The sequence below is a fragment of the Collinsella aerofaciens ATCC 25986 genome, assembly GCF_964259375.1.
Lineage (GTDB): Bacteria > Actinomycetota > Coriobacteriia > Coriobacteriales > Coriobacteriaceae > Collinsella > Collinsella aerofaciens_BO.
This window is the reverse complement of record NZ_CAXVJM010000007.1, coordinates 22,999-48,870: the sequence shown is the minus strand read 5'-3', so window position 1 is coordinate 48,870 and position 25,872 is coordinate 22,999. Positions and strand designations below refer to the sequence as shown.

At 57.2% G+C, this 25,872-nt stretch carries 27 protein-coding genes and 1 tRNA gene; 21 read left to right on the top strand and 7 right to left on the bottom strand.

The window, feature by feature from the left end:
* Window positions 1-70 precede the first annotated feature (70 nt).
* From ACEXKH_RS04515 to nagA, 13 genes are all read left to right on the top strand, one after another.
* The gene (locus ACEXKH_RS04515) at window positions 71-1,150 is read left to right on the top strand and encodes an NAD(P)-dependent oxidoreductase (protein WP_373573229.1); all 1,080 of its coding nucleotides are present in this window, start codon (window positions 71-73) and stop codon (window positions 1,148-1,150) included.
* Between the two features lie 5 nt (window positions 1,151-1,155).
* Window positions 1,156-1,584: a hypothetical protein gene (locus tag ACEXKH_RS04510; RefSeq protein ID WP_055310425.1), complete on the top strand. Its 429-nt coding sequence runs from the start codon at window positions 1,156-1,158 to the stop codon at window positions 1,582-1,584.
* A gap of 15 nt (window positions 1,585-1,599) precedes the next feature.
* Entirely contained in the window at window positions 1,600-2,298 is a 699-nt protein-coding gene (locus tag ACEXKH_RS04505) for a hypothetical protein (RefSeq protein WP_138113325.1), read from the top strand.
* Between the two features lie 6 nt (window positions 2,299-2,304).
* The gene (locus ACEXKH_RS04500; protein WP_022094615.1) at window positions 2,305-3,390 is read left to right on the top strand and encodes an isocitrate/isopropylmalate dehydrogenase family protein; all 1,086 of its coding nucleotides are present in this window, start codon (window positions 2,305-2,307) and stop codon (window positions 3,388-3,390) included.
* A gap of 126 nt (window positions 3,391-3,516) precedes the next feature.
* On the top strand, window positions 3,517-4,599 hold the full coding sequence (locus tag ACEXKH_RS04495; RefSeq protein WP_373573228.1) for a hypothetical protein: 1,083 nt from the start codon (window positions 3,517-3,519) through the stop codon (window positions 4,597-4,599).
* Between the two features lie 630 nt (window positions 4,600-5,229).
* Window positions 5,230-5,673, top strand: coding sequence for a PTS sugar transporter subunit IIA (locus tag ACEXKH_RS04490; protein WP_035137680.1), 444 nt, complete (start codon window positions 5,230-5,232; stop codon window positions 5,671-5,673).
* Window positions 5,673-5,954 (top strand): preprotein translocase subunit YajC, encoded by a 282-nt coding sequence (gene yajC / locus ACEXKH_RS04485; RefSeq protein ID WP_022094612.1) that lies wholly within the window; start codon window positions 5,673-5,675, stop codon window positions 5,952-5,954. The genes ACEXKH_RS04490 and yajC overlap by 1 nt, the downstream gene beginning before the upstream one ends.
* 36 nt (window positions 5,955-5,990) lie before the next feature.
* The gene (gene agaV, locus ACEXKH_RS04480) at window positions 5,991-6,473 is read left to right on the top strand and encodes a PTS N-acetylgalactosamine transporter subunit IIB (RefSeq protein WP_022094611.1); all 483 of its coding nucleotides are present in this window, start codon (window positions 5,991-5,993) and stop codon (window positions 6,471-6,473) included.
* 90 nt (window positions 6,474-6,563) lie between these two features.
* Window positions 6,564-7,364 (top strand): PTS mannose/fructose/sorbose/N-acetylgalactosamine transporter subunit IIC, encoded by an 801-nt coding sequence (locus ACEXKH_RS04475; protein WP_022094610.1) that lies wholly within the window; start codon window positions 6,564-6,566, stop codon window positions 7,362-7,364.
* Complete coding sequence (locus ACEXKH_RS04470) at window positions 7,354-8,436, top strand: PTS system mannose/fructose/sorbose family transporter subunit IID (protein ID WP_055310429.1); 1,083 nt, start codon at window positions 7,354-7,356, stop codon at window positions 8,434-8,436. Before ACEXKH_RS04475 ends, ACEXKH_RS04470 begins: the two co-directional genes overlap by 11 nt.
* A gap of 185 nt (window positions 8,437-8,621) precedes the next feature.
* On the top strand, window positions 8,622-9,353 hold the full coding sequence (locus tag ACEXKH_RS04465) for a GntR family transcriptional regulator (protein WP_117564750.1): 732 nt from the start codon (window positions 8,622-8,624) through the stop codon (window positions 9,351-9,353).
* Between the two features lie 114 nt (window positions 9,354-9,467).
* Window positions 9,468-10,634 (top strand): tagatose-6-phosphate ketose isomerase, encoded by a 1,167-nt coding sequence (gene agaS, locus ACEXKH_RS04460; protein ID WP_373573227.1) that lies wholly within the window; start codon window positions 9,468-9,470, stop codon window positions 10,632-10,634.
* A gap of 117 nt (window positions 10,635-10,751) precedes the next feature.
* Window positions 10,752-11,921 (top strand): N-acetylglucosamine-6-phosphate deacetylase, encoded by a 1,170-nt coding sequence (gene nagA, locus ACEXKH_RS04455; RefSeq protein WP_271743212.1) that lies wholly within the window; start codon window positions 10,752-10,754, stop codon window positions 11,919-11,921.
* 75 nt (window positions 11,922-11,996) lie between these two features.
* On the opposite strand, the gene ACEXKH_RS04450 is transcribed toward nagA, so the two are convergent.
* Window positions 11,997-12,581, bottom strand: coding sequence for a flavodoxin domain-containing protein (locus tag ACEXKH_RS04450; RefSeq protein ID WP_035137672.1), 585 nt, complete (start codon window positions 12,579-12,581; stop codon window positions 11,997-11,999).
* Between the two features lie 156 nt (window positions 12,582-12,737).
* On the opposite strand from ACEXKH_RS04450, the gene ACEXKH_RS04445 reads away from it, so the two are divergent.
* The 4 genes from ACEXKH_RS04445 to ACEXKH_RS04430 are packed head-to-tail and all read left to right on the top strand — an operon-like array spanning window position 12,738 to window position 15,284.
* Entirely contained in the window at window positions 12,738-13,619 is an 882-nt protein-coding gene (locus ACEXKH_RS04445; protein ID WP_373573226.1) for an aldose 1-epimerase family protein, read from the top strand.
* 59 nt (window positions 13,620-13,678) lie between these two features.
* On the top strand, window positions 13,679-14,614 hold the full coding sequence (locus ACEXKH_RS04440) for a hexose kinase (RefSeq protein WP_271743214.1): 936 nt from the start codon (window positions 13,679-13,681) through the stop codon (window positions 14,612-14,614).
* A 6-nt stretch (window positions 14,615-14,620) separates the two neighbouring features.
* The gene (locus ACEXKH_RS04435; RefSeq protein ID WP_373573225.1) at window positions 14,621-14,785 is read left to right on the top strand and encodes a hypothetical protein; all 165 of its coding nucleotides are present in this window, start codon (window positions 14,621-14,623) and stop codon (window positions 14,783-14,785) included.
* Window positions 14,786-14,810: 25 nt separating this feature from the next.
* Window positions 14,811-15,284, top strand: coding sequence for a YhcH/YjgK/YiaL family protein (locus ACEXKH_RS04430; protein WP_373573224.1), 474 nt, complete (start codon window positions 14,811-14,813; stop codon window positions 15,282-15,284).
* A 196-nt stretch (window positions 15,285-15,480) separates the two neighbouring features.
* Here the strand turns inward: ACEXKH_RS04430 and ACEXKH_RS04425 are convergent.
* Window positions 15,481-15,556 (bottom strand) — tRNA-Thr (locus tag ACEXKH_RS04425).
* Window positions 15,557-15,713: 157 nt separating this feature from the next.
* On the opposite strand from ACEXKH_RS04425, the gene ACEXKH_RS04420 reads away from it, so the two are divergent.
* Window positions 15,714-16,193, top strand: coding sequence for a PTS system mannose/fructose/N-acetylgalactosamine-transporter subunit IIB (locus tag ACEXKH_RS04420; RefSeq protein ID WP_373573223.1), 480 nt, complete (start codon window positions 15,714-15,716; stop codon window positions 16,191-16,193).
* An 84-nt stretch (window positions 16,194-16,277) separates the two neighbouring features.
* Here the strand turns inward: ACEXKH_RS04420 and ACEXKH_RS04415 are convergent, their stop codons facing one another.
* The gene (locus ACEXKH_RS04415; RefSeq protein ID WP_373573222.1) at window positions 16,278-17,330 is read right to left on the bottom strand and encodes an aldose epimerase family protein; all 1,053 of its coding nucleotides are present in this window, start codon (window positions 17,328-17,330) and stop codon (window positions 16,278-16,280) included.
* A 206-nt stretch (window positions 17,331-17,536) separates the two neighbouring features.
* Between ACEXKH_RS04415 and ACEXKH_RS04410 the strand changes: the two genes are divergently transcribed.
* Window positions 17,537-18,301 carry a DeoR/GlpR family DNA-binding transcription regulator gene (locus ACEXKH_RS04410; protein ID WP_373573221.1) on the top strand — a complete coding sequence of 255 codons (765 nt, stop codon included), beginning with the start codon at window positions 17,537-17,539 and terminating at the stop codon, window positions 18,299-18,301.
* A 192-nt stretch (window positions 18,302-18,493) separates the two neighbouring features.
* Here the strand turns inward: ACEXKH_RS04410 and ACEXKH_RS04405 are convergent, their stop codons facing one another.
* Together ACEXKH_RS04405 and ACEXKH_RS04400 are read right to left on the bottom strand one after the other, a co-directional pair.
* On the bottom strand, window positions 18,494-19,213 hold the full coding sequence (locus ACEXKH_RS04405; RefSeq protein WP_172678010.1) for a GntR family transcriptional regulator: 720 nt from the start codon (window positions 19,211-19,213) through the stop codon (window positions 18,494-18,496).
* Window positions 19,214-19,285: 72 nt separating this feature from the next.
* Complete coding sequence (locus ACEXKH_RS04400; RefSeq protein WP_022094155.1) at window positions 19,286-20,206, bottom strand: DUF7916 family protein; 921 nt, start codon at window positions 20,204-20,206, stop codon at window positions 19,286-19,288.
* 356 nt (window positions 20,207-20,562) lie between these two features.
* On the opposite strand from ACEXKH_RS04400, the gene ACEXKH_RS04395 reads away from it, so the two are divergent.
* Both ACEXKH_RS04395 and ACEXKH_RS04390 read left to right on the top strand, forming a co-directional pair.
* A complete protein-coding gene (locus ACEXKH_RS04395) occupies window positions 20,563-22,257 on the top strand; it encodes a PTS lactose transporter subunit IIBC (RefSeq protein WP_195361259.1) in 1,695 nt (564 codons plus the stop codon).
* Window positions 22,258-22,419: 162 nt separating this feature from the next.
* On the top strand, window positions 22,420-22,749 hold the full coding sequence (locus tag ACEXKH_RS04390; protein ID WP_373573220.1) for a hypothetical protein: 330 nt from the start codon (window positions 22,420-22,422) through the stop codon (window positions 22,747-22,749).
* Window positions 22,750-22,797: 48 nt separating this feature from the next.
* On the opposite strand, the gene ACEXKH_RS04385 is transcribed toward ACEXKH_RS04390, so the two are convergent.
* Together ACEXKH_RS04385 and lacG are read right to left on the bottom strand one after the other, a co-directional pair.
* The gene (locus tag ACEXKH_RS04385; RefSeq protein ID WP_373570080.1) at window positions 22,798-24,030 is read right to left on the bottom strand and encodes a Fic family protein; all 1,233 of its coding nucleotides are present in this window, start codon (window positions 24,028-24,030) and stop codon (window positions 22,798-22,800) included.
* A gap of 367 nt (window positions 24,031-24,397) precedes the next feature.
* Window positions 24,398-25,819: a 6-phospho-beta-galactosidase gene (lacG, locus tag ACEXKH_RS04380; protein ID WP_373573219.1), complete on the bottom strand. Its 1,422-nt coding sequence runs from the start codon at window positions 25,817-25,819 to the stop codon at window positions 24,398-24,400.
* Window positions 25,820-25,872 lie beyond the last annotated feature (53 nt).

Genomic DNA, 25,872 nt, shown 5'->3' with positions numbered 1-25,872 from the left:
AGTCACGGCCGAAACGCTGGCACCGAGTATTTAACCTGGTAACAACACCCAACCCAAAAGGAAAGGTTTCATGGCAAACAAGCTCTCCGTCGCATTTATCGGCACCGGAATCATGGGTGCCCCCATCGCCGGCCACATCCTGGATGCCGGCTATCCCGTCACGGTCAACAACCGCACCAAGTCCAAGGCCGCCGCGCTTATCGAGCGCGGCGCTGTCTGGGCCGATACGCCGGCAGATGCCGTGGCGAACGCCGACGTCGTCTTTACCATGGTGGGCTATCCCTCCGAGGTCGAGGAGCTCTACCTGGCGGGCGACGGCCTGCTCGCGTGCACCAAGCCGGGTGCGGTCTTGATCGACCTCACCACGAGCTCGCCCGAGCTTGCCCGTGACATTGCCGAGGCCGCCCAGGTTTCTGGTCGCATGGCGTTTGACTGCCCCGTCACCGGCGGCGAGTCGGGCGCTATCGCCGGTACGCTCACGGCTATCGTGGGCGCCACCGAGAACGACATTGCCCCGGTTCGCGATATCCTTTCCACCTTTGCGGCCAACATCTGCTGCTTCGATGGCGCCGGCAAGGGCCAGGCTGCCAAGCTCGCCAACCAGGTGTCGCTGGGCGCCTGCATGGTCGGCATGGCAGACGCCATGGCATTTGCCGAGCTGAGCGGCCTTGATCTGGAGAAGACCCGCGAGATGATCCTGGGCGGTACCGGCAAGTCCGGCGCCATGGAGAGCCTGGCACCCAAGGCGCTCGACGGCGATTACAAGCCCGGCTTTATGGTCGAGCACTTCATTAAGGACCTGCGCTTGGCGCTCGCTTATGCCGATGACCGCGAGCTCGCGCTGCCCGGCGCCGACGTCGCCTTTACGCTCTATGACATGCTCGACGCCATTGGTGGCGCCAAGCTGGGCACCCAGGCCATCACGGTCCTCTACAAGGAGGAGGCCGACGCCATCGCCGCCGGTCTGGACTGGTCGCAGTATCGTCCCGAGGAGCACGGTGCCCACGAGGAAGGCTGCGGTTGCGGTGGGCATGGCGACGACCACGAGTGCGGTTGTGGCCACCATCACGGCGAGGACCACGAGTGCTGCGGCGGCTACGGCCACGATGACGGCCACGAGTGCTGCTGCGGCCATCATCACGAGGAGTAGCGCCCATGAGCTGGACGTTCGTGGTGCTTGCGCTGGTGCTTTTTCTCTTTGCGATCTACATCGGCTTTTTGTGCGGCCAGTGGGCGTGCGAAAAGCGCGTCATCACCAAGCGCGACTACTGGATTGCCAACTTTGCAGGAGCGGCGGCAGTCGTCCTGCTGACCTGGGTGTTCTCGCTGTTCCCGCTGGTGCAGTTTGCGCCGATCGGCTGGCTCGGCGGCTTTATCGCCGGCCTTAAGATGAGCTTTGGCGAGTCCGTCGGTCCGTGGCGCAAGCACGACGAGGTCTTTAACGTCAACAAGGCTCACCGCGCCGCCGCCGACGCGGGCGATGCCGAGGAGCGTCGCCGCGCACGCCGCAATGGCGCGGCCGACCGACAGCTCATCTCGGTCACCGATGACAGCAAGGGTGCTGGCAAGCACGCTAAGAAATAGTAAGAAGAGGTAACTATGGCAGAAAACAAGGAAGAACAGCTCACCGACGAGGAGCTGGCACAGCTTCAGCTGGCAGAGGAGAACGAGAACGCCGTCGACCGTCTGGTCAAGGAGCTCGGCTGCCCCACGCGCCGCATCCGTCAGTTTGCCGCCCGCGTGCTGCACCTGCTTGCCGAGCGCGATCCGCAGCGCGTCGTGCCCTGCGTGCCCGCGCTGATCGAGGCACTCGACCGCCCCGAGGCTCAGACCCGCTGGGAGGCCCTCGATGCCCTGGCGGCGCTTGCCACCACCTGCCCCGAGCAGCTGGGCGATGCCTTTGAGGGCGCCGAGACCGCGCTGTTCGACGAGATTTCCTCCACGCTGCGCTATGCCGCCTTCCGCCTGCTGTGCGTGTGGGGCGCCACGAGCGTCGAGCGTTCGCGCGAGGCTTGGCCCATTCTGGACGAGGCCATCCAGTGCTACCACGGCGACCTCGAGTATCGCGACATGCTCGGTTGCCTGTACGAGTTTGGCCAGGGCGAGATCGACGCCGAGGTCGCCGAGAAGCTTGCGCTGCGCCTTAAGTTCGATGCCGAGAACGGCAAGGGCAGCTATCTCAAGGCCCGTTCGAGCGAGATTTGCGAAATGCTTGTTAAACGTTTTGGCCTGGATCTCTCCAAAAAGAAGAAGCGTGCTAGCGTTAAAAAATCTGAGGCCGCCGAAGACGAGGAGTAACAGATTATGGCGCACGATGTAGTCCTGATTCCCGGTGACGGTATCGGTCCCGAGATTACGCAGGCCATGCGCCGCGTGGTCGAGGCCACCGGTGTCCAGATCAATTGGAACGTCCAAGAGGCCGGTGCCGGCGTCATGGACGAGTTTGGCACGCCACTGCCTCAGCACGTGCTCGACGCGGTCGCCGAGACCAAGGTTGCTATCAAGGGCCCCATTACCACGCCGGTCGGTACGGGTTTCCGCAGCGTCAATGTGGCCCTGCGAAAGCACTTCGACCTGTATGCCTGCGTGCGCCCTTGCCTGTCGCAGCCGGGCGACGGCTCGCGCTTCCGCGACGTCGACCTGGTCATCGTGCGTGAGAACACCGAGGACCTCTACGCCGGCATCGAGTTCGATGAGGGCGCTGCCGAGGTCGAGGAGCTCTCGCAGCTCGTCGAGCGCTCGGGTCAGAAGACCTTCGCCGCGGATTCCGCCATCTCAATTAAGCCGATTTCCATCGCCAAGAGCCGCCGTATTGTGGAGTACGCCTTTGAGTACGCCCGCCGCTGCGGTCGCAAAAAGGTGACGGCCGTGCATAAGGCCAACATCATGAAGGCGACCGATGGCCTGTTCCTGCGCGTTGCGCGCGAGGTGGCCGCCAACTATCCCGATATCGAGTTCAACGACAAGATCGTCGACGCCACCTGCATGGGCCTGGTCCAGAACCCCAACGACTTCGATGTCCTGGTGCTGCCCAACCTGTACGGCGACATCGTGAGCGACCTGTGCGCCGGCCTCGTGGGCGGTTTAGGGATGGCCCCCGGCTCCAACATCGGTGCCGACTGCGCCATTTTCGAGGCTACGCACGGCTCCGCGCCCGATATCGCCGGCCAGGATATCGCCAACCCCACGGCCGAGATCCTCTCTGCTGCGATGATGCTCGATCACCTGGGCGAGAACGATGCTGCCAATCGCATTCGCGCCGCCGTATCCGCCACGCTCGACGAAGGCGAGCAGGTTACCGGCGACGTGCGTCGTGCCCAGACCGGCTCCGTTGAGGGCGCTGTGGGCACGCAGGCCTTTGCCGACGCCGTTATCGCTCACCTGGCCTAAGGCAGGCACACTGCAAACGCCTAAATAGTACTTAAGTGTTTGCGTATAACCTAAGAATCAATACGCCCGGCGTCTCGTCGGGCGTATTCTATTGAGGACTATGTTTCCTAACAAGGAGTAACTGATATGGGTCTGATTCAAAAGAAGGACGAGAAGGACGAGATCGACGGCATCCAGATCATCGAGCGCGGCGAAGGCCCCGACGGTGACGAGGACGAGAAGATCGACTTGGTCGCCGGTACGTCTGCCGAGCACATTGCTGCCGGTACGACGGCCGAGGAGGAGGACGCCCGCCTGGAGGCTCAGATTGCCGCGGATGCCGCTGACGAGAACCTCATGCCCGAGGAGCAGGACGAGGACGACTCCGACGTGGACGACCATGCATCCAAGCACAAGAAGACGATGATTGCCGCCTTCGTGCTTGCAGTCGTGATCGCTGCTGTGGTCGGCTTCTTTATCGGCAACGGTGGTTTTGGCGGCAAGGGCGTCGGCTCGGCGACCCTCACCGAGGACCAGCTCGATTCGACCGTGGCAAGCTATAGCTACAACGGCAAGAAGAGCGACATCACCGCGCGTGAGGCCATCGAGAGCCAGTACAGCCTCGACACCGTCAAGGATAGTGACGGCAACTATACTGCTCCTTCTGCCGACGTCATCCTGTCCTACGTGCGCAACAAGATCCTGCTGGATGCTGCCGAGGACGAGGGCATTACCGTTTCTTCCAAGGAAATGAAGAAGTACGCCGAGGATTCCATCGGCACCTCCGACTACAAGACCATGGCCACGCAGTATGGCGTGTCCAAGGACCAGGCCAAGCAGATCGTCCGTCAGTCCGCGACGCTGCAGAAGCTCTACAAGAAGAAGGTCGGCGATAGCTCCGCAAGCATGCCGACCGCCCCGACCGAGCCTGCTGATGGCAACGAGGAGACCGCGAGCAAGGACTACGCCGACTACATCATCAACCTTGCCGGCGACGAGTGGAATAGCGAAAAGGGCACCTGGAAGGACGCCGATAGCACCTACGCTAAGGCCTTCGCTGACGATGCCTTTACGGCCGATAGCGCTACCTATAAGCAGGCCATGACCGCCTATTACACCGCCTACCAGCAGTATTCCTCGCAGGCTTCGAGCGCCAGCTCCAAGTGGACCGAGTATGCTAACGGCCTCTACGCCAAGGCCAACATCAGCATCTACGGCCTGTTTGCGTAAGGTTTGCCTGCACTACTGCGCGCTAACCGATTTACCTGGTCAAGCCCGCTAGGACGACAACGTTCTAGCGGGCTTTTTGTTACCGAAACCACTAGGGTAGGCCTCGCGCCCGCGCAAATGCTTCATCGGGTTTCCCTGATTCATCTGGGAAAACAACTGCAAGCGATTGCAAGTAACCGGTGAACGGTCGAAAACTACCGTTCACCGATAATCTCAAAACTGGTTCTAACTGGTATTAAGTCAAAAAGACCAATTCACATATCTTCACAATGACCTGCAATTTTTCTTCACGCTATTTTTAGCCGCCCTGCGTTGTTTAGACACCGGGAAAGATCCGATTTTTTGCCAAAGCATTTCGAAACGGTTTCAAAACCGCAGGTAGAAGTGTTAACGACCGGTAAACGGTCGATTTATCACCGTGAGCGGTGCAAAAACGTTTTACCGTATGAATCAACGAAAGCGACCTCTTCTGGGGTGATATAGTGACAACAACACGTCACGTGGTTACTACCAGTTTAGAAACCACTGGTCTTCAAAGAACGCTTTCTAAGAAGCTTTAAGGGCGAGCGCCCGCTGGCTTCCGAAAATCATCGGACTCAGATCGTACACACCTTCGGAAGGGAAATTTGAATGGTTGGCTTTATTCTTACCGGTCATGGACAGTTCGCACCCGGCCTTGCAAGCGCTATCGCTATGGTTGCCGGCGACCAGCCTGCTTTTACCGTCGTTCCTTTTGAGGGCGACCAGGCCGCATCCTACGGTGAGGATCTCCGCGCCGCTATTACCGCCATGCGCGAGGAGTGCGATGGCGTGCTCGTCTTTACCGACCTGCTTGGCGGCACCCCGTTCAACCAGTCGATGATGATTGCCCAGGATGTCGACAACGTCGAGGTTCTGACTGGCACCAACCTTCCCATGGTTATTGAGCTTCTGTTCCTCCGCGGCAATGCCACGCTCGCCGAGCTTGGCGAGCAGGCCGTGACCGTTGGCCAGACGGGCGTCACCGCCCAGACGGTCGCATCCGTTGCCGGCTCCGAGGAAGAGGATATCTTCGGCGACGAGGACGGCATCTAATGGCCGATTTCGGAGCCAACGTCCTGAGCTCCTCGGTCGCCCTTTTGGGCCTGCTTGTCATCATGGGCTTGATTTACACCATCTGGTCGCAAATCAACATGAAGAAGAAGCAGAAGTACTTCAAGGAGCTGCACACCGAGCTCAAGCCGGGTCAGGAGGTTCTTTTCGCCGGCGGTATCTACGGAACCGTCAAAGGCATCGAAGGCGAGAAGGTCCAGATCAAAGTCCGATCCGGAGCCGTCGTAGATGTTTCGCGTTACGCGATTCAGGAGATCAAGTAACTGTCGTCAGCAAATATCGAAAGGAAGCTGATCAACATGGCAGAACCCAACATTCTTCTTACCCGCATCGATAACCGACTGGTTCATGGTCAGGTTGCCACCCAGTGGAACTCCACTCTGGGCTCCAACCTCATCCTCGTCGCCAACGACGACGTGGCGTCCAACACCATGCGCCAGAACCTCATGAAGATGGCCGCTCCCGCCGGCGTTGCTACGCGTTTCTTCTCCCTGCAGAAGACCATCGACGTCATTGGCAAGGCGAGCCCGCGCCAGAAGATCTTCATCGTGGCCGAAACACCGGAAGACGTGCTTACGCTCGTCAAGGGCGGTGTGCCTATAAAGAAGGTAAACATCGGCAACATGCACATGTCGGAAGGAAAGCGCCAAGTCGCCACCTCCGTCGCAGTTAACGACGAGGATGTCGCTGCGTTTAAAGAGCTGCAGGAATTGGGGGTGGAGTTGGAGATCAGGCGCGTTCCGAGCACGCCTGTTGAGGACACGAGCAAGCTCTTCTCGTAATCCTCGTGATCCACGTTGTCAGGAGTGAAACCCTGACGTTCTGTACGTGATATCCAAAGTGCGTACATACATTTTGAAAGGAGGAGCAAGATGGAATACTCGATCATCCAGATCGCTCTGGTCTTCGTCGTCACGTTCATCGCGGCAATCGACCAGTTTGACTTCCTCGAGTCTCTCTATCAGCCCATCGTCACCGGCGCCGTCATCGGTCTTATCCTTGGCGACCTCAACACCGGTCTTCTCGTGGGTGGTACCTATCAGCTCATGACGATCGGCAACATGCCGATCGGAGGCGCTCAGCCGCCTAACGCCGTCATCGGCGGCATCATGGCAGCCATTCTCGCTATCGCCACGGGTCTCGAGCCCAACGCGGCAGTCGGCCTTGCCATTCCGTTCGCTCTGCTTGGCCAGCTTGGCGTTACCCTGGTCTTCACGCTTATGTCCCCGCTTATGTCCACGGCCGATAACATGGCTCACAACGCGGACACCAAGGGCATCGAGCGCCTGAACTACTTCGCCATGGCTCTGCTCGGCCTGATCTTCGCTGTCGTCGTCACCCTGTTCTTCATCGCTGGCGCTACCATCGGTCAGACCATCGCTTCTGCCATCCCGACTTGGCTGCAGACCGGTCTGTCCGCTGCAGGCGGCATGATGCGCTTCGTCGGCTTCGCCGTCCTGCTCAAGGTTATGATGAACCGCGATATGTGGGGCTTCTTCCTCATGGGCTTTGGCCTCGCGCTCATCACCGTTGCCAACGATTCGCTGGCAACCCCTGCTCTGCTCATCCTCGCTCTCATCGGCTTCGGCATCGCTTTCTGGGACTTCCAGCAGCAGACCGAGCTGAAGGGTGCAGCTGTTTCTGACGGAGGTGACTTCGAAGATGGCATCTAATGAGTATGTGATCCCGGAGCACTACGAGGATCTCACTCCTGCTCCGCAGCTCGACCAGAAGACCCTCAACAAGATGGCTTGGCGCTCCTGCTTCCTGCAGGCATCGTTCAACTACGAGCGCATGCAGGCCGCTGGCTGGCTTTACTCCATCATCCCCGGTCTGGAGAAGATCCACACCAACAAGAACGACCTCGCGGCTTCCATGAGCCACAACCTGGAGTTCTTCAACACCCACCCGTTCCTCGTCACCTTTGTTATGGGCATCGTGCTTTCGCTCGAGCAGAACAAGGTTGACATTCCCACGATCCGCGCCGTCCGCGTCGCCGCAATGGGCCCGCTCGGTGGTATCGGTGACGCCCTGTTCTGGCTGACGCTCGTGCCTATCACGGCCGGCATCACCTCCAACATGGCCATCAACGGCAACGCCGCTGCGCCGATCATCTTCCTGGTGATCTTCAACGCCGTCCAGTTCGCTCTGCGCTTCTGGCTCATGAACTGGTCCTACAAGCTTGGCACCAGCGCTATTGACGCTCTGACCGCCAACATGCAGGCCTTCACGCGTGCCGCTTCCATCATGGGCGTCTTCGTCGTTGGTTGCCTGGTCGTCACCATGGGTGGCACCCAGATCAACCTCGAGATCCCCAACGGCACCACCCGTGGCCTCTCCGCCACTACCGTGATCGTCTCCGAGAAGGAGGCCGAGAACTTCACTGGTATGGAGGGCATCGATACCGAGACCGCTGAGGCCGGTACCATCGCCATGACTAATGAGGACGGCGACGCCCTCACCGCCACCGATGCCGACGGCAACCCTGTCGAGTGCGGCGTCACCGATCTGGGCAACGGCATGGAGTCCGTTACCTACGGCACCGTTACCGAGGATCCGGTCAACTTCTCTGTTGCCGACACCCTCAACACCATCGTCCCGAAGCTCGTCCCGCTTATGCTTACGCTGCTGCTTTACTACATGTTCGCTAAGCACAGCTGGACCCCGACCAAGGGCATTCTCCTGCTCTTCGTCCTTGGCATCCTGGGCGCTGGCCCGCTTGGTCTCTGGCCGAGCATCTGGTAAGGCTCTAGCTTGAGGGGTGTGTCCCTACGCGGCTCACACCCCGACCCCTTAAGCCATGTGTATGTTAAAAGCCGCGTGCTCGAAAGAGCGCGCGGCTTTTGTTTTCTTGATGATTCGGGTGTGGCAGACAGATAATGCTAAACACCCTAGGTAGTTAGCCGAATTCGAGCAAAAGGGAGGATAGGATGGCGATCGGAGCGCGTAAGCAACCGCTGTACGATCAGCTGGTCGATATTCTGACCGAAAAGATCGACCATGAATATCGCGCCGGTGACATGATTCCTTCCGAGCGCGAACTTTCGGAGCGCTATGGTCTCTCGCGCACTACGGTACGCTTGGCTCTGCAGGAACTGGAGCGTTTAGGACTGGTGGTTCGGCAGCACGGTCGCGGTACCTTTGTGACCGACCGTTCGGCAAAGGCAACCAATCTCATGCAGTCCTACAGCTTTACCGAGCAGATGCGCGCGATGGGTCGCGACCCCGAGACCACGATTCTCGAGTTTTGCGAGATGGAGGCCGATAAAAATCTGGCCGAGCATATGGGATTGCGTATCGGTGATCGCATTTTTAAGCTTAAGCGCCTTCGTTCTGCCGACAACATGCCCATGATGGTCGAACGCAGCTATCTACCAGTTCGTCAATTTTTGTCCCTAAAGCGACCGCTGCTGGAGCGTAAGCCGCTTTACGATGTGATTGAGCAAGACTTTCAGCAAAAAATACGCGTGGCCGAAGAGGAGTTCTATGCGAGCATAGCCCGTCCCACCGATGCCCACCTTTTGGAAATCGTCGAGGGCTCGCCTGTGCTCGATTTGGTTAGGACTACGTATAACGAGTCAAACGAGGTTGTGGAGTATACGCTCTCGGTTGCTCGTGCCGATCAGTTTAAATACAAGGTTTACCACCAGCGTAGCGACTAGTGTTTGCACCGTTTCCATATGATGATTCTTTGTATTTAACTGGTTACTACCAGATAACCAACCGAAGTGTATAATTGCACGTCAGAGGATTACTTCTAGAGAGAGGTATTAGAAATGTTCGAGAAGAGTGTCGAGGAGCTCACCGAGCTCGGCGCCCAGATCACCACGGCCGAGATTGCTCAGCAGCCCGAGCTTTGGCGTGATACGCTCAACATCTATCACGAGAACAAGGAGGCCATCGAGGCCTTTCTGGCCGAGGCTCGCGCTATGGGCGAGGGCCGTCTGTCCGTTGTCTTCACCGGTGCCGGTACGTCCGACTACGTTGGCGATACCTGCGCCCCGTACCTGCGTCACGCTGGCAACACTGATCTCTACGACTTTAAGCCCATCGCTACGACCGACATCGTGAGCGCCCCGCGCGACTTCCTGCGCGCCGAGGATCCCACGCTCGTGGTTTCCTTTGCCCGCTCTGGCAACAGCCCCGAGAGCCTTGCTGCCGTCGCCGTTGCCAAGGAGCTCGTCCACAACGTCAAGTTCCTCAACATCACCTGCGCTCCCGAGGGCAAGCTCGCCGTCGAGTCTGCCGATGATCCCAATGCGCTGACGCTGCTCATTCCGCGCGCCAACGACAAGGGCTTCGCCATGACCGGCTCCTACACCTGCATGACCCTGCTCTCTACCCTCATCTTTGACGAGGCTTCCGACGAGCAGAAGGCCGAGTGGGTCGAGACCATCGCCAAGATGGGCGAGGAGGTCATCGCTCGCGAGTCCGAGGTTGCCGACTACCTCGCTGGCGACTTCAACCGCGTGACCTACTTGGGCTCCGGCTCCTTTGGCGGCCTTGCTCAGGAGAGCCAGCTCAAGATCCTCGAGCTCGCTCACGGTCTGGTTGCTACTTCCTACGACACCTCCATGGGCTATCGTCACGGACCCAAGTCTTTCGTCGACGATAAGACGCTCGTCTTCGTATTCGTCAACAACGACGCCTACACCCGTCAGTACGACATCGACATCCTCAACGAGATCGGTGGCGACGATATTGCTCAGCACACCGTTGCCGTTCAGCAGGATGGCGCTACTGTCTACGAGGGTGAGTCCTTCACCTTTAAGGGCTATGAGGCACTCCCCGAGGGTTACCTTGCTCTGCCGTTCGTGATGTTTGCCCAGGCAATCAGCCTGCTCAACTCCGTGCGCGTGGGCAACACGCCCGATACGCCGAGCCCCACCGGCACGGTCAACCGCGTGGTCAAGGGCGTGACGATTCACCCCTTCACCGCTTAATCGCGTCCCCCTGTAAGGGCGCCCGTCCGCTCATAACGGCGGGCGGGCGCTTTTTGTTTTACGTGAGCTGGGTATAAGCATCACCACAGTCAACTGCTTTAGAAGCAAGGAGTGCATATGAGCACGTACGCAATTAAGGCTGACAAGTTCTTCTTGCCGGCAGGCCCGCAACTGGGCGGCTATCTTATGGTCGAGGATGGCGTCTTTGGCGCCTGGCAGGCCGACGAGCCCTCTTGCGAGATTAAGGATTACACGGGATCGTGGATCGCACCGGGTATGGTCGACACCCACATCCATGGCTTCTATAACCACTCGACTACCGATAACGATCCCGAGGGCATCGATATCAGCTCGACCGAGCTCGCCCGTCGCGGCACCACCAGCTGGCTGCCCACGACGTTCACCGATGGCGTCGAGCAGATTAAGGACGCCTGCGCCGCCATCGCCCAGGCGGACGAGGGTCGCGGCCCCGACTTCTGCGGTGCTCGCATTCAGGGCATCTACCTGGAAGGCCCTTTCTTTACCATGAAGCACGTGGGCGCGCAGAACCCCGCTTATCTGATCGACCCCTCCGAGGAGGTCTTCGATCAGTGGCAGGAGGCTGCGGGCGGTCGCATCGTTAAGAGCGCCATGGCGGCCGAGCGCGACGGTGCCGCTGCTTATGCGGCTGCTCTGAACGCCAAGGGTGTGGTGACCAGCATCGGTCACTCCGACGCCGCCTACGATGAGTGCATCGCCGCCATCAACGCCGGCGCCAGCTGCTTTACGCATACCTATAACGGCCAGCGCGGGTTGCATCACCGCGAGCCCGGTGTCGTGGGTGCTGCCATGTCCACGCCCGAGACCTACGCCGAGATCATCTGTGACGGCAAGCACGTAAACCCTGCCGCCATCAAGGCGCTGCTGCAGGCAAAGGGCTGGCAGCACACGGTGCTCATCACCGACTGCCTGGGTTGCGGCGGCATGCCCGAGGGCAGCTACACCAGTGGTGGTATGGACGTCATCATGAAGGACAACCTGTGCTGGCTCGCCGACGGCAAGAGCATTGCCGGCTCGGTGCTCACGCTTGCCCAGGGCGTCAAGAACATTGTCGACTGGGGCATCGCCAGCGCCGATATCGCCATTCGCATGGCAACCGAGGTGCCGGCACGCTCCGCGCACATCGAGGATAAGTGCGGCAGCATCATGCCGGGTCGCGACGCCGACTTTGTCGTGTTCGACCATGAGCTCACCCTCGTCGAGACGTATGTTGGCGGCCAGAGCGTCGGCAACGCCTTTACCGAGTAACGATAGAAAAAGACGGCGGGCCCGAATCTGCTCGGACCCGCCGTATGGGTTAAACGCTCAAAAGCACCTTCACAGTTACAGCTTGTTAGCGATCTTCTTTGCCGTGCGCTTAACGCCGGCCACCAGGCCTCCTGCAGGATGCTCCTTCTCGTAGGCTAGGCGCTTCTCGCGCTTGGCGTACTCCTCGACGATGATGTCGCCATACTCGTCTTCGATCTTGTCGAAGAAGTCGACGGCGCCCTTAATTTCCTCAGCGGTCGGGTGTCCCTTTTGGACACCGCCGGTGAGCTTGAACGGTCCCCACGTATCAAAGCCGGGGCAGCCGTAGACACCCATAAAGATGGCCTGCCTCATGCGGCAGATGCCATCGATATCCTTGCCGTACCACTTGTTTTTGCCACCGTAGGTCATAAGGCCAAACACCTTGTCCTGCGGCTGCAGCACGTTTGTGAGCACGCGTGCCATGTCCTTGTCGATCTCGGAGTAATAGATGCCCGTGGCGACACCGATCAGATGATATTCGTGCAGGTTGGGATACTCGTTTTTGCCGAGCGCCTTGACGTCGAGGGTATCGATCTCGGGGTGTGCCTCGACGATGGCGTCCACGAGCTTTTTCGTATTGCCGTGATGGCGCGAGGCGTAGAGGATGATGGTTCGCATAAGAAGGCCTTTCAGCTGTAATTGCATCAATGTCTGTATGGTACCCCGTTACATGGCTGGGATACCGGACGCATCGATGAACGTGCGGGTTTGTCCTTTGGTTAGGGCCGAGACGGGTACTTGCGAGCAAAAAGCAGTTGTTCGAAAGGATGGGCAATGGAATACGCTCTCTCCAACGATTCGATTTCTATTAAGGTGTCCACGGCTGGTGGTTCGTTTACCTCGATCGAGGCCGGAGGTCGCGAGTATCTGTGGCAGGGCGATTCCGCCGTGTGGTCCGGCCAGGCACCGATTTGCTTCCCGATTTGCGGAGGCTTGCGCGATAACAACGCCATGACGTTTGCCGGGCATCATGTAAAGCTCGCTCGCCATGGGTTTGCGCGCAAACAGGAGTGGAAGCTGCTGAGCCAGAGCGAGAACGAGCTGGCGATGTGCCTGGCTTCGGAGGATAACGCCGCGCTGCTGAGCGATTATCCGTATCCGTTTAAGCTTGTCGCCCGCTATACGCTCGAGGACGCTGCCGTGCGCGTTTCCTACGAGGTCACCAACGAGGGCACCGAGGACATGCCGTTCTTTATTGGCGGTCATCCCGGCTTTAGGTGTCCGCTCGATGAGGGCGAGGCCTATACGGACTACGAGCTGCGCTTTGAGAAGGACGAGGCTGCTGAGCTTTGCACTGCCGTCCCCTCGACTGGCTTGATTGACGTGGCAAACCGCTCCAAGAACCCCATGGTGGGAAAGACGCTGCCCCTGTCGCACGAGCTCTTCGATTTTGCGGAGACCATCTTTGACGTGCTCGAGAGCCGCCAGGTCACGCTTTCCAAGAAGGGCGAGGACAAGGGCGTCCGCCTGAGCTTTGAGGGCTTCCCATATCTCATTGTGTGGAGCAAGCCCGAGGGCGATTTTGTGGCAGTTGAACCCTGGGGTGGCCTTTCGACCTGCTCCGATGAGGACGACGTGCTTGAGCATAAGCGCGGCTGTCTTGTCGCCAAGCCCAAGGAGACCGTCGTTCGCTCGTTCACGATTGAGATTCTGTAATTCCGTTTTGTCGACTCGTATCGCGAGGCACAAGGAGCCTGCGAGATAAGGAGCTAAAAATGATCCTCACCGTTACGATGAACCCGTCTGTCGATACGCGCTATCAGCTCGATGAGCTCGTTATCGACGACGTTAACCGTGTGACGCCCGAAAAGACCGCTGGCGGCAAGGGCCTCAACGTGGCCCGTGTGCTGGGTCAGCTGGGCGACGACGTTGTGGCAACCGGTCTGCTCGGCGGCCACATGGGCGCCTACATGGCTGAGCTCATGGACGCCAACGGTATTAACAACGACTTTGTGCCCATCAAGGGCGAGACTCGCATTTGCCTCAACATCCTCCACGCCGGCAACCAGACCGAGCTGCTCGAGAGTGGCCCGACAATTGCCCCCGAGGAACTCGATGCCTTTACCGCCAAGTTTACTGAGCTTGCGGGCAAGGCCGACGTCGTCACCATTTCGGGTTCTCTGCCCCGCGGTGTCGAGGCAGACTACTATGCCAAGATCACGGGCATTGCCGAGAACGCCGGCGCCAAGGTATTGCTCGATACCTCGGGTGCCTCTCTCGAGGCTGCGCTCAAGTCCGAGGTCAAGCCCGAGCTGGTCAAGCCTAACCTGACCGAGATCAACGGCCTTCTGGGTACGAGCTTTACCACCGACGATGTGGATGAGCTCCGCGCCGCGCTCGCCTCTGACGCCCGCTTCTCCGATATCCCCTGGGTCGTCGTATCCATGGGCGCTGCCGGCTCCGTTGGTTTCCATAACGGCCGTGCGTTCCGCGCCAAGACGCCCGACATCCCTGCCGTTAACGCTACGGGCTCTGGCGATTCGACCATTGCCGGCTTCGCACATGCGATTGCTGCCGGAGCCGACGACGAGACGGTGCTGCGTACCGCCAACACCTGCGGCAAGCTCAATGCCATGGATCCCATGACTGGCCACTTGGTTATGGATCGTTGGGACGAGGTTTACAACGGCGTTGTCGTGACCGAGCTGTAGGAGCTTGTGCTGCGGCCCCGGCATCGGTTGCTAGCTCATGTCGACGACAAGTGCGGTAGCATTATGCCGGGGCGCGACGCCGACGTTGTCGTGTTCAATCCCGACCTTACCCTGGTCGAGACGTATGTGGGCGGCAACAGCGTCGGCGGCGCGTTTGCCGAGAGCCGCTAAAGAAACGATCCGAGAGGGGATTTAGATGATTTACGGTGCATTGGGCGATATCGAGGAGTACCGCGGAATGCTCAAGGGCCTCGACGTGCTGATCGACTGGCTCGAGGAGAACGACCCGGCGGAGCTCGAGGTCGGCAGCCATCCGATTCTGGGCGACAAGGTCTTTGCGAACGTCATGGCTCCCACGACGCGTCCCGAGGCCGAGGCCCACTACGAGACGCATCAGCGCTATCACGACCTGCAGGTCGACGTCGAGGGTCGCGAGGCTTTTAAGGTTGCCACGGGCAGCCTGACGCTGGTCCAGGAGTTTGACGAGAAGGACGACTACGATCTGGTCGATTCCGACGCCTCGATCGCCGGCGATCTTGCTGACGACAAGTTTGCGCTGTTTGTTGCCGGCGAGCCTCACATGCCCACGCTCGAGTTCCCGGGCGATGGCGCGCAGCCGGTCAAGAAGATCTGCTTTAAGCTGCTTGCAGACGCTTACTGGGAGGAGTAGCGCACTGCTCGTGAGCTAGCGTGGTTCCCCTTGGGGAGCGCGTTTAAGCCCCGCTGATCGTGGTTCCTTTGGGGATTGCGGTTGACGGGGCTTTTTGTTGAGTAGGGGAGTTGCCGGCGGCGTTGTGCCTGGATTGGCGGATGTGTGCCCGAAATCGGCAACAAAAAAGCCGCCCGAGGGCGGCTATCTTGTGCAATGGAGCCAGCGACCGGGCTCGAACCGGTGACCCCCGCTTTACGAGAGCGGTGCTCTACCAACTGAGCTACGCTGGCGGCCATGTGATGACGCAACTGAGGCGTCAACGGCTGTCTATGATACGGGACATCGCACATCCGCGCAAGGGTTCTGACGGCTTTTCTCACTTTAAATGCACTAATATTGGAGACGTGATGTCTTGCTCTTACGGGTCTCAAAGAGAATGGGGCAGCGATGGCTCAACCCAAGATCCTTCTCACGCGTATCGATGACCGGTTTATTTACGGGCAAGACGTTGAGCTGTGGAATGAGGCGACTGGTTCCAACCTTGTCCTGATCGTCAACGATGAGATCGCGGCGGATTCGCGCAAGTGGGCCCCTATGAGGGTGGCGACACCCGAGGGTGTCTGGACGCGGTTTTTCTCGGTGCAAAGGACTGTCGACATCATTCATACCGCGACGCCGCGCCAATGGATTCTCATCATGGTGGCGTCGCCCACGGATGCGCTCGCACTGGTTAAGGGTGGTGTGCCGATCACCAAGATCAGCATTGGCCATATGCAGGCAGGGGAGGGCAAACGCTCTGTAACGCCCGCAGTCGCCGTAGACAACGCAGATGTCGCAGCCCTCAAAGAGCTGCAGGCGCTCGGCATAGAGCTAGAAATCCGCTATCTCCCCAGCTCCAATCCCGACCCCATCCAACTAGTCATTTAAGAACGTCCCCAATGACTAGGTAGCAAAGCGCCCGTCGGCGGTGGTGCCGGCGGGCGCTGCTGTGCGATATGTTGCGTTGTGGACTTAGTGCCTCATAAAGTGGTATTCGATGACATTGCTGTAGGGGTGACCAGGGCCCACAATGCCCTGCGGGAACAGCGGCTGATGCGGCGTGTCGGGGTACATCTCGGCCTCGAGGGCAAAGCCGGCGCCCCAGTCATAGTTGGCGTCGTCCTTGGCATGCTCGTCGCCCAGCCAGTTGCCGGTGTAGAGCTGCACGCCCGGGGCAGTGGTGTAGTAGTCCAGTTCGCGACCGGTCCACATCTCCTCGACGTGCATCGCGCGGCGCAGGTTACGGCCGTACTGATAGTCATCGATGCACAGGCAGTGATCGTAGCCACGTGCCTGCTTAATCTGCGGGTCGTCGGCTTCCATGCCGGGAGCGACGGGGTGCAGCTCGCGAAAGTCAAACGGCGTGCCCTCGACCGGAGCAATCTCGCCGGTGGGGATGTTCTGCTCGTTAATAGGCAGGTAGTGGGCAGCGTTAGCAACAAAGAAGTGCTCGCAGTCCATGCCGGCGTTATGACCGGCAAGGTTAAAGTAGGCGTGGTTGGTCATGGACACGTAGGTGGCGCGGTCGCTCTCGCAGCCATACTCGATACGGAAACGTCCGGTGCGCGTCACGGTAAACACGGCCGTAAAGGTGCGGTTGCCGGGCAGGCCCAGCTCGCCATCCTCAAGCGAGGTGGTCATGCGCACGGCGTTGTGGACCTCGTCGAGCTCAGCATCCCACACGCGCTTGTGCAGGCCGCGCTCAAGATCGCTGTGCAGGTTGTTGACGCCTTCGTTGGTGGGCATATGCCAGTCCGTGCCGGCGATGGTGATCGTGGCACCCGCGGTGCGGTTGGCCACGGGGCCGATGGTCGCGCCAAAGCAGGCGGGGTTGTCAAAGTAATCCTCGAGCTTATCGAAGCCCAGCACCACATCGCGCACGTTGCCGGGAATGTCGGGCACGTCGATGCCCAACACGGTGGCGCCATAGTCCATAATGCGAACGCAAATCTCGGGCCCGTTGAGGGTGTAACGATGAACGGGGGTACCGCACGGCGCGGTGCCGAAAAGCTCGGAAGTGATCATTTGGTTCCTAACATCGAGATATTTCGGACAAACTGTAGCGCGAACAGGTGAGATTATCACTACACCCCACTAAAGCAGGGAGTATTTTTCTCAAAAAAGTGATGATTGGAGCTGTGCGGGCGTTCATTTTTGACGCGCATGGGTCTGATACAATTTGTTCGTTACTGTTTGAATGATATGCACGCATAGAACGGCGAGGATTCATCGTGATTAAGGCAGAGCGACAGGATAAGGTTCGTCAGCTGCTCGATGAGCAGGGCACGGTTTCGGTTAAGGAGATTTCGGATGCGTTAGGTGTCTCGGACATGACGATCCGTCGCGACCTTGAGGAGCTTGCAAGCCTGGGCGAGATCGAGCGCGTGCACGGCGGAGCCCGTAGTGCACAGGGCCGTCCCCACGCTATGTTGCGCCACGAGTATTCGCACAGCGAAAAGCGCACCAAGCATGCCGAGGAAAAGCTGCAGATCGCGCGCCGCGCTGTGGAGCTCATCGAGGAGGGCTCGACCATCTTTTTGGGTACGGGCACCACGGTTGAGCAGATGGCCTCGATGCTGCCGGCGTTTCGCCTGCGCATTGTGACCAATTCGCTTTCGGTGTTTAACCTGCTCGAGGCGCGCGAAGACTGCGACCTGTGCCTCGTGGGCGGTATGTACCGTCGCCGCACCGCCGCTTTTGTGGGGCCAACGGCCGAGGATACTCTGCGTGCGTTGGGTATCGATGCGGCGTTTATCGGCGCCAACGGCATTCTGGATGGCGACGTGTCTACGTCTAATATGGATGAGGGTCGTATCCAGCAGCTCGCCTTTAGCAAGGCCGACTCGCGCTATCTGATCGCCGACTCCAGCAAGATCGGCAAGCGCGACTTCTACACCTTCTGCCGCCTGGACAATTTGGACGCTGTGGTGTGCGAGCCGGGTATTACCGCCGAGGATCGTGTCGCCATCGAGGAGCACACGCAGATCATTTGTTAGCTAACGCTATGGGATTGCCAACAAGCGCTGGGGGAGGACTTTTGTCTCCTGCCATTGTGGGGAATCAGCGCGTCAGAGCTACGCGATATGACGCGTAAATGAGGACTCCACTATCAAATCGTCTCAATCTGTAACATCTAGACGTCCAAAACCGGTCTTAGTGTTACAGATCGAGACAAAAGAAAAAGAACATTAGGACTTGAAAATAAAGTTTTGATAAGGGATTCGCCCAGTTAAGACGGTGCGGCAGACAATTGAGATTAGTTTGCCTCCGGAGTCGTAAGCATAATGAGTCAGTTCGATGACCGGAAGTTTTGCAACACCATAATTACTGGCTTCGGAATCGCTAAGCTGACGTGCTCTATAGCTTTCCCTAACAGATTGGATAGACTTGGACAAGTCGTCCATGATTCTGCTAAATGCCTGAAAATCTAACTGGTTATTCGGAACGCGCGACTTTGAAATGAAGAACGTATCAGCGCCTATGAAGCTGCCTTCAAGTTCGTAGGTCAATTCAAGACGCTGAATTTCATCGCGACTTTGACATCCAAATTGTTGGAGCATCATTACGGAAATTGGACGACCTGATGTGAGGCCGCCGAAATGTTTGGTGATGGCATCCGGATCAACGCCATCGCAATGGCTTGCAAAGTCAAAGTCTAAAAGTGAATTGAGTTCGCTAACGCGTTTCGGTGCAACAAACGATCCCTTACCTTGGATTCGATAGATACTTCCACGACGCTCCAGCTCACTCATGGCAAGTCGGACGGTTGTTCTGCTTACGGCGTATTCGTCGCAGAGTTCCATTTCTGTTGGAAGTTTATCGTCTGCTTGATATTCATCGACGATCTGCTTGAGCAGCGCGTCGGTGAGCTGTAAATAGAGTGGCCGTTTTTCGTGTGTATCGAGCATTAGAGCCTCAGTTTGCATGTTGGTTATACCTGATGGTTGCCTCAGTCGGGATGTAACGTGGGCAAGGTAACCTTAACGTATCACAGAGCGGCTCAGCATGACGATCTGATGCCTGTATCCACGAAGGGCTTGTCCGAGCGTGAAGATATTCTGGGGCAGGCAAATCCCGTTCATGGAGTCCCCGATATGTTGGAGGTCAGCGCCGGCTGCTTTTGCTGCAAGGCCTATTTTCTTAATGGTCTCGCTGTCGCAGGAGTCTTGACTCGTCCCGTTCGCCGCCATGACGAGAACCTTCTCTTCAATTGACTTGCCTACGTTGTGGGATCGTACAAAGTCTACGATGGCGCGCAGGTCTGCTTCTTGGAAGCAAGGGACGGTGTAGGGGGCGGGCACGAGAAGGATATCGACGCCGAGGTCAACAAACTTGCGCGCAATTTCGAGCGTCATGACAGGTTCCGCAACGCCCGCTCCATGCATTTTTCCGGCTATGACCAGGCCATTGAAATGCTCTTTGGAGAGTTTAATCGAATGGGCGATTGCATCGTTGGAGACGCCGGTTCCAGGGTTGCCCGTCAGGCAGATGAAATCAAATCCGAGTTCGTTAGCCTTTTCTAAGGTCTTGGGAGAGACGCGACGACCCATGGGGATTTCCGTTCGGGATTCAGACATCTCTGCCTCGTTATCAACTGGCTCCAGATTGACGCCAATGGGCCTTCCGCATGCTCGCTTCACCCAAGTGACCGGGTTTTCATTGAGATCATCTGGAATACCGGCAATAACTGGATCGAACACATCGAGCGCGTTAAACAGAAGTAGGTCGGCACCTGCGGCACGTTCGATTTCTGCATTAGTAACGCCGCCGAGAAATTGGGAAGAGGGTACGTTTTCCGCCATGATGGTACGTCCCTCGGAAGCCAGAATTGCCTGCTTTAGATCCATGGGTGACGTGGCGGCAAAATCGGATGCGGACATGTTCAGTAATCGTTTGGGCATTGTTACTTCCTTTGACTAGAACGACAGGCTTGTGACATTGTCTCTAATATTGTTACAACAATATATTCAATATGTTATATCCAATCGGTGAACGGTTGCAAGCTTATTGTACTGTTTGGAAAAAATAGCCTTTAGCTGGGAAAACCTTATATTAATCAACTACCGTTCACCGAATAAGTATTTGAATTCTTGACATATCGACAAAGCGGAAAAAGAATTGGTTATGACAAATCGCGCAAATGATATTACATTTCGCACGAGAACGTATTCACTTACATACGTGGATACAAACGGGGACGACGACGGTTGAGTCCGGATAAATCGTTGTGTGCCCGGGAATCATGAAAGGATGTGTTATGGACGCTATCGTCAAATTCCTTGAAAAACACCAGCCCCTCTTCGACAAAATCTCGAGGAACATTTATCTGGTGGCGATCAAGGATGGCTTTCTCTCGAATATGCCAATTGTGCTGTTCTCGAGCCTGTTCCTTCTTCTTTCGACGCTCCCTGCCTATGTAGGCATCACGCTTCCGTCTGAGGTGCTGGATTTCTTCAATAAAATCTATGCATATACCATGGGGCTTCTTGGCATTATGGTGGCCGGCACCACGGCGAGCTCACTTGCCATGTCGATGAACCGTCGCATGCCTTCGGGCAAATCTCTCAACCCCACCTCGTGCATGGTTTGTGCCATGTGCGGCATGCTCTTGCTATCGGTGACGAACGATGTTGTCTCGATTGGCGGAGCAGATACATCTGTTTTTGAAACCGGCTATATGGGAACCAAGGGTTTTCTCGCTGCGTTCGTAGCCGCATTCTTGACCGTTAATATCTATAAGGTGTGCATTAGCCATAATGTGACGATCAAGCTCCCCAAAGAGGTCCCTGGCTCTATTGCGCAGAGTTTTCGCGATATCTTTGCATTTGGGTTTTCGATCCTTGCGTGCGCTTTTATCGATCTTGCGAGCCGCAAGCTGCTTGCTGTGCCGTTCGCCAATTTGGTATCCGCTCTCATCTCGCCGCTGTTCTCCGCGGTCGACACCTATCCTGGCATGGCGCTTATCGAAGGCGCCGTCGCACTTTTCCAATTTATGGGTATCCACGGTGCTTCGGTTGTCATGAGTCCGATCAATGCTGCGCTCTACGGCAATACCGTTACCAATCTTGAGGTTTTCCAAGCAGGTGGACACCCGTCAATTGCTCTCACGCAGGACTTTACAAGCTTCATCGGCGGTCTGGGCGGTTCTGGCTGCACGTTCATCGTTCCTATTATCCTGATCATGTTTATGCGCTCCAAGCAGCTTAAAGCCATGGGCAAGGCATCGATTATCCCGGTGATTTTTGGAGTTAACGAGCCCGTTATCTTCGGTATGCCGATTGTTCTCAATCCCTATATGTTCGTGCCCTTCCTAGTGGCTCCTATGGTCAACGCCATTATCGGTAAATTTTTCATTGACGTCATTGGAATGAACGCCCCCATGTATACCATGCCGTGGGCGCTTCCCGGCCCAATTGGTGCGTTCCTCACCACGGGTCTCGATCTGCGTTCTCTCGTATTGATGGCAGTGCTGTTGGTCGTTGACTTTGTGATTTACTATCCGTTCTGCAAGGCGTATGACCATCAGCTTTGTTTGGAAGAGTCTGCAAAGGAGACTGCAGGAAACTCGGATGCAGATGCTATTGCCGAACAGGAAAATGTCGCAAAAGCTCTCGAGGCGGTAAAGGACAAGGCGGAGCAGATCCGCGTGCTTGTGCTTTGCCAGGGTGCCGGCACTTCGACTCTCTTGGCAAATGCTCTTCGCGAAGGTGCCGCTGCTAAGGGTATCGATTTGGTTTCTCAGTCCGGTGCGTACGGAAGCCACTATGAGACGATGGATCAGTACAACGTGATTGTTCTGGCGCCCCAGGCACGCATGTACTATGACGCTATGAAGGCCGATACTGATCGCCTTGGAATTAAACTGCTCACCACAAGGGGCAAGGAGTATATCGACCTTACCAACGATCCCGAAGGTGCAATTGACTGGATCGTTCAGGAGCTGGCCAAATAGTGGATGAACTCCGTCGTTGATTCGTCGGTGTATAGTACGGCCCCGCAGCTTATTGAGCTGCAGGGCCGTATTTCGTTGAGTATCTAATTGAGACAATGAACGCAACCGTCGTGAGATCTCATTGGCGCTCTCCGAGTCACCGACAAGCTGCCTTCAATCTATGTGACCAATTCGCTTTCGGCCTTTAGCCTGCTCGAGGCGCGCGAGGATTGCGAGCTGTGCCTGGTGGGCGGGATGTACCGTCGCCGCACCGCCGCCTTTGTGGGCCCCATGGCCGAGGATACCCTGCGCGCACTAGGGATTGACACGGCGTTTATCGGTGCCAACGGCATTCTGGACGGCGACGTGTCCACGTCCAACATGGACGAGGGCCGCATCCAGCAGCTCGCCTTTAGCAAGGCCGATACGCGCTATCTGATTGCCGACTCCAGCAGGATCGGCAGGCGATACTTCTGCCCCCCCTGCCGGCGCAGGGGTACCGCTTTACAATGACGCGTAAATGACTTTGGGCAACAAGGATGAGGCTATTCTGAGATATGACTAGACTCCGTATTTCGTCTTTATGTCCATTGAGAATGAATCGTAGTCTTCATAGAGCCCTTCTCTGCTTTCATCCTCGGCGTGGTTTACACGTTCAAGGAGCTTATCCTTTGAAGCCTCTTTTGTTATTGCGGACTCGCCATCGGGTATTGTGGCTTGCAAGAATAGTTCTAGAGCATGGACGTCTTTGAGTATGTAGCCCGTCGAACGACCCGCTCCTGTTTTTTCGATTGCGCTGCAACTAACAAGCTGGCCGAGGGTTCGTTTAACGGTTACCTCGCTGATATCGGGGCAGCTGGACCGGATGTCGGATTTCTTAATGACGCCGGGTCTCTGTTGAAATAGAACAGCGATGCGCGCTTGCTTCGACATGGGACGAGTGCTTGATTCAATTAAGGTACGCTGCTCGAGCTGTCGGTAGGCGGCCAGGGTTGTTCCGAGCATGAAACGGATAAAGGGTACTTCGGTGTTTTGATTTTCATTCCATCCAGTGGAGCTTGCAGCGAGAGCGTTGTAGTAAAGCGCTTTGTTGTCTTCAATAAGTCGTTCGATGCTGATGTAACGCGCAACGTCGTATCCAGTCTTTTCGAGCAGCAGCGTTGTAAGGAGCCGGCTCATCCTGCCATTGCCATCGTTGAAGGGATGAATGCTAACAAAATCGAAGATAAAGCGGAGCGATATAAGGAGGGGATCGCAAACTTGGCGAGATAAAGCATCGTTGAGGGACTGGCAGGCTTCTTTAATAAGTCCCGGGGTTGCTAGAGCCGAAGGGGGCCTAAAGCGCACAAATCGATTACCTTGATCGTCAATGGAGACGATTTCGTTATCGCCATCTTTCCAATGGCCTCCATACGAGATTGCCGTGTGCGCCATGAGGTCACGATGCAACTGCAGAATGACCGATGGCGTTACGGGAATGGAATCGTGTTGCTCGTGAATAAGCGACAGCACATCTCGGTATCCAGCGATTTCTTCCTCTGCGCGGGAGCTTGGCTTGGCGGAATACGCCATGATCGCTTTGAGTCTTTTTTGGGTGGTAACAATTCCTTCAAGTCCGTTGGAGGATCGGGTGCTTTGGATCTTAGCCTCCTCCATTAGGGACGATAGAAGCTCGGGTTTGACTTGACTCAGAGCAAGCTGACGGCCTTTATGCTCGCGTATCGAGAGGAGGAGGTTGGTGATTGGAGTTGCTTCGAGTTCCGCTGGGACTGTGGTGTAATCGAACTGGCGCATGCGGCTCCTTTCGGTATCACGAACATACTTTCGATATCATAATACCATTAAATGATACCGAAAGTATGTTCGTGATACTGAAAACTAGAAACCATGCTTCATAACTGCTTGGAAAGTTCGGATTTGACTATCTTATGGTCTTGATCTGTAACAGGTAGACGGTCGAAAGTGGGCTACGTGTTACAGATTTAGATATTTCTGCTCGGGCGTTCTGTTTGTCTCGATCTGTAACAGCTGGGACCAAAAAACTCGGCTAGATGTTACAGATCGAGACGAATGATTCGCTCGGGCTCACCAAAAACAAAAAGGCCGCATGCGAACCCGTGGAGGGATTCACATGCGGCCGACAGGGGGTATGCGGCAAAAGTTAGGCCATAAGCAGGCCGGTCTCCGCGACGTTCTTGTACCAGTACGCGCTCGCCTTGGGATAGCGCTTCTGGGTCTCAAAGTCGATGTAGAACAGGCCGTAGCGCTTGTTGTAGCCGTTGGTCCAGGAGAACTGGTCCTGCAGCGACCACACAAAGTAGCCGTCGACGTTCACGCCGCCGTCAATCGCCTTGAGGATCCATGCGAGATGCTGACGCATGTAGTCGATGCGAGGGGCGTCGTCGATAAAGCCGTCCTCAAAGTCGTCCTTATAGCCCATGCCGTTCTCGGTGATGTAGATCTTTTTGTAGTTGGGGTAATCGTTCTTAATGCGGAGCAGCAGGTCGTAGAGGCCCTCGGGATAGATAATCCAGTCCCAATCGGTGGTGGGTACGCCTTCGCGCACGCATGACTCGCCCACGCCCTTGAGGAACCAGCGCGAGGAGCCCTTGTCGCCGGTGCCATTGTGGTTGATGTCGTTTTCGCCCTCGGCGGCACGCAGGAACTGGCACTTGTAGGTGTTGACGCCCAGGCAATCGTTGTAGGGGAGCGCGGCGGTCAGCGCGGCGATGTCCTCGTCGCGGACGTCGAGCTCGCCGCCGGCGATGTGGGCCAGCTTGGTCGCAGCCTCCATGGTGTCGGCTGCATAGTGGCCGCGGAAGGTGGCGTCGAGTACCCAGCGGTTGTTGATGACGTCGGCCATGCGAGCTGCCTCGCAGTCGGCGGCGTTGTTGGGGTCGAGGGGATACTTGGGCTCCAGGTTCTGGACAATGCCGATCTCGCCCTCAAAGCCGCCCTCATGGAAGGCGACGACAGCCTTGGCGTGGGCCACCATCATGTTGTGCATGAGCTGGAAGGCCTTGTCCAGACGGTACTTCTCACCGTGCGGCCAGTTGCCGACGATGAAGCTGCCCTCGGCGGTCGCGGGGATCTCGTTAAAGGTAAACCAGTGCTTGACCTCGGTGAACTCGGCAAAGCAGAACTTGGCGTACTCGACAAAGGCATCGATGGTCGTGCGCGTCAGGAAGCCCTCGCCGCCGTCCTGGTAGAAGGCCTCGGGCGTGTCAAAGTGATCGAGCGTGACATAGGGGATAACGCCAGCTTTGTTGCAGGTGGCAAAAAGCTCGTGATAGAAAGCGACGCCCTCGGGGTTAACCTCGCCGGTGCCACTGGGGAAGATACGGCTCCAAGCGATGGAGACGCGAATACCGTTGATGCCGAAGCGCTGGCACAGGTCGATATCGACCGGATACTTGTTGTAGAAATCGCTTGCGGGGTCGGGGGAGAAGCGACCCTGAGCAGCCAGGAAATCGTCCCAGGGCACTTTGCCCTTGCCGTGCGTGCGGGTCTCGCCCTCAACCTGGTAAGCGGCGGTGGCGCCGCCAAACACAAAGCCGTCGGGGAACTGCATGGGATTGGTCATGAGTCATCCTTTCTGTGGGATAGGAATAGGGAGAGGTGCCCGAACTGGGGATC

Coding starts and splice junctions, on each gene's coding strand:
- ACEXKH_RS04515 (WP_373573229.1), top strand. CDS start 71: ATGGCAAACAAGCTCTCCGTCGCATTTATCGGCACCGGAATCATGGGT.
- ACEXKH_RS04510 (WP_055310425.1), top strand. CDS start 1,156: ATGAGCTGGACGTTCGTGGTGCTTGCGCTGGTGCTTTTTCTCTTTGCG.
- ACEXKH_RS04505 (WP_138113325.1), top strand. CDS start 1,600: ATGGCAGAAAACAAGGAAGAACAGCTCACCGACGAGGAGCTGGCACAG.
- ACEXKH_RS04500 (WP_022094615.1), top strand. CDS start 2,305: ATGGCGCACGATGTAGTCCTGATTCCCGGTGACGGTATCGGTCCCGAG.
- ACEXKH_RS04495 (WP_373573228.1), top strand. CDS start 3,517: ATGGGTCTGATTCAAAAGAAGGACGAGAAGGACGAGATCGACGGCATC.
- ACEXKH_RS04490 (WP_035137680.1), top strand. CDS start 5,230: ATGGTTGGCTTTATTCTTACCGGTCATGGACAGTTCGCACCCGGCCTT.
- yajC (WP_022094612.1), top strand. CDS start 5,673: ATGGCCGATTTCGGAGCCAACGTCCTGAGCTCCTCGGTCGCCCTTTTG.
- agaV (WP_022094611.1), top strand. CDS start 5,991: ATGGCAGAACCCAACATTCTTCTTACCCGCATCGATAACCGACTGGTT.
- ACEXKH_RS04475 (WP_022094610.1), top strand. CDS start 6,564: ATGGAATACTCGATCATCCAGATCGCTCTGGTCTTCGTCGTCACGTTC.
- ACEXKH_RS04470 (WP_055310429.1), top strand. CDS start 7,354: ATGGCATCTAATGAGTATGTGATCCCGGAGCACTACGAGGATCTCACT.
- ACEXKH_RS04465 (WP_117564750.1), top strand. CDS start 8,622: ATGGCGATCGGAGCGCGTAAGCAACCGCTGTACGATCAGCTGGTCGAT.
- agaS (WP_373573227.1), top strand. CDS start 9,468: ATGTTCGAGAAGAGTGTCGAGGAGCTCACCGAGCTCGGCGCCCAGATC.
- nagA (WP_271743212.1), top strand. CDS start 10,752: ATGAGCACGTACGCAATTAAGGCTGACAAGTTCTTCTTGCCGGCAGGC.
- ACEXKH_RS04450 (WP_035137672.1), bottom strand. CDS start 12,581: ATGCGAACCATCATCCTCTACGCCTCGCGCCATCACGGCAATACGAAA.
- ACEXKH_RS04445 (WP_373573226.1), top strand. CDS start 12,738: ATGGAATACGCTCTCTCCAACGATTCGATTTCTATTAAGGTGTCCACG.
- ACEXKH_RS04440 (WP_271743214.1), top strand. CDS start 13,679: ATGATCCTCACCGTTACGATGAACCCGTCTGTCGATACGCGCTATCAG.
- ACEXKH_RS04430 (WP_373573224.1), top strand. CDS start 14,811: ATGATTTACGGTGCATTGGGCGATATCGAGGAGTACCGCGGAATGCTC.
- ACEXKH_RS04420 (WP_373573223.1), top strand. CDS start 15,714: ATGGCTCAACCCAAGATCCTTCTCACGCGTATCGATGACCGGTTTATT.
- ACEXKH_RS04415 (WP_373573222.1), bottom strand. CDS start 17,330: ATGATCACTTCCGAGCTTTTCGGCACCGCGCCGTGCGGTACCCCCGTT.
- ACEXKH_RS04405 (WP_172678010.1), bottom strand. CDS start 19,213: ATGCTCGATACACACGAAAAACGGCCACTCTATTTACAGCTCACCGAC.
- ACEXKH_RS04400 (WP_022094155.1), bottom strand. CDS start 20,206: ATGCCCAAACGATTACTGAACATGTCCGCATCCGATTTTGCCGCCACG.
- ACEXKH_RS04395 (WP_195361259.1), top strand. CDS start 20,563: ATGGACGCTATCGTCAAATTCCTTGAAAAACACCAGCCCCTCTTCGAC.
- ACEXKH_RS04385 (WP_373570080.1), bottom strand. CDS start 24,030: ATGCGCCAGTTCGATTACACCACAGTCCCAGCGGAACTCGAAGCAACT.
- lacG (WP_373573219.1), bottom strand. CDS start 25,819: ATGACCAATCCCATGCAGTTCCCCGACGGCTTTGTGTTTGGCGGCGCC.